The 1,968-nt window shown below is 72.5% G+C and carries 1 protein-coding gene; it reads left to right on the top strand.

Going from position 1 to position 1,968, the window contains the following annotated elements:
* Positions 1–1,968, top strand: a 1,968-nt coding sequence (locus tag G6027_RS12800) for a carboxylate--amine ligase/circularly permuted type 2 ATP-grasp protein (protein ID WP_182637510.1), incomplete at both ends; no start/stop codon positions are given.

Raw genomic sequence — 1,968 nt, forward strand, 5'->3', positions numbered from 1 at the left:
CGACCACCGCGCCGGTGGCGGGCGTGTGCTCGGCGCAGGATTACCACGCACTGGTCGATGATCTCGTCGGCAGTGGGGTGATCAGCGACGCCTCCATGGTGGGCTTCGGGATCCAGCCCGGGTCGGACGGGCGATCGGTGGAGATCCTGGTGTGCGACGCGTGTCCCTCCGCCGACGCCACTGCCCTCGTGGCCACCCTGTTCCGGGCGCTGGTCGAGCGCGAGGCCGAGGCCCTGGCGCGGGGTGCGGCGCCGTCCGCACCCGTGGAGACCAGGCTCCGGGCCGCGTTGTGGCGCGCCGCGAGATCCGGTCTCGAGGGCGCCCTGGTCGACCCGGTCACCTTCCGCCCCCGTCCGGCGGCCGACGTCATCACCGATCTGGTCGACTCCCTGGCCGAGCAACTGTCCGGCACGGGGGACCTGGACACGGTGCGCGGGTTGGTCGACGACGCGCTCTACAACGGCAGCAGCGCGTTCCGTCAACGGCAGACCCTGCGCCGGCGTGCCCACGTCCAGGACGTCGTGGACCTGCTGGTGGTGGAGACCGGCGGCACCAGCGGCTCCCGTTCACCCGTGCCGGACGCGCACTCGCGACTGTTCGGTGTCTACCTCCCGATCGAGGGCCTGGACGAGGACACGAGCTGGGACGAGGCGGTCGAGGCCGGTGGGCGGCCGCGGGCCCCGTACGACCCCGTCCTGACGGCGCTTCAGCAGATCGGGACCGTCAGGCTCCGGGCACGGCAGGTGAGGGCCGAGCAGGAGGCCTCGGTCGCCGGGGTCACGTTCCGTGTCACAGGGCAGGAGCGGCCCCACGCGTTCCCGATGGACTTCGTCCCCCGGATCATCACCTCGGAGACCTGGGGGAGGCTCGCCGCCGGGATCGAGCAGCGCGCCCGCGCCCTCGACGCGTTCCTGGACGACGTCTACGGCGAGCAGGAGTTCCTCGACGCGGGGCACCTCACCCCCGAGGCCCTCGATCGCGCACCGGGGTTCCGCAGGAGCACCGGGCGGGCGTTGGGGGCGGACCGGATCCGGGCCCACATCTGCGGGATCGATCTGGTGTGCGCAGACGACGGTCGGTGGTTGGTCCTCGAGGACAACGTCCGCGTGCCGTCCGGCGTCGCCTTCTCCACCGCCCACCGCGAGATGACGGCGGCGTTGTTCGGCGACCTGGTCGACGAGTTCGACCTTCACTCGCCGGACCAGGCCTTCCCCATGATCCGCGAGACCCTCGTGTCCGCGGCACCGCCGGCGGCGGGCGACACCCCGAACGTGGTGGTGATGTCCTCCGGTTCGGCGGACTCGGCGTGGTTCGAGCACCGCCTCATCGCCGACCGGACCGGCCTGCCACTCGTCACTCCCGACGAGGTGGTCTTCCGGGACGGGATCCTGCACCGGAGGACCCGCGACGGGCTCCAGCGGGTGGACGTGGTGTACGCGCGGATCGACGAGGACATGCTGCTCAGCTCACCCGGGCTCGACGGCGAGCCGCTGCGTGACGGACTGCTGGACGCCCTGGCCGGGGGACGCTTGACGGTGGCCAACGCCCTCGGCAACGGGGTGGCGGACGACAAGGCGGTGTATGCCTCCGTACCCGCGATGATCGACTTCTACCTGGGGGAGTCCCCGGTCCTCGAGCAGGTGCCGACCTACCTGTGCGCGGACCGTACCCAGCGCGACCTGGTGCTGGACCGGCTGGGGGAGCTGGTGGTCAAGCCGATCGACGGGTACGGCGGGCTGGGGATCACCATCGGGCCCGAGTGCTCCGAGGCCGAGTTGGCCGCGCGGCGCGAGGAGCTGCTCACCCGGCCCGAGGGCTTCATCGCCCAGGAGGTGGTGGCCCTGTCGACGCTCCCGACCTTCGACGGCACCCGGATGCAGCGGCGGCACGTCGACCTGCGCGCGTTCGCCCACCTGAGGCGCGAAGGAGGCCGGACGACGGCGCACGCGGTCCCGGCCGGCCTCACCC

The sequence above is a fragment of the Dietzia sp. SLG310A2-38A2 genome, from assembly GCF_014145095.1.
Classification (GTDB): domain Bacteria; phylum Actinomycetota; class Actinomycetes; order Mycobacteriales; family Mycobacteriaceae; genus Dietzia.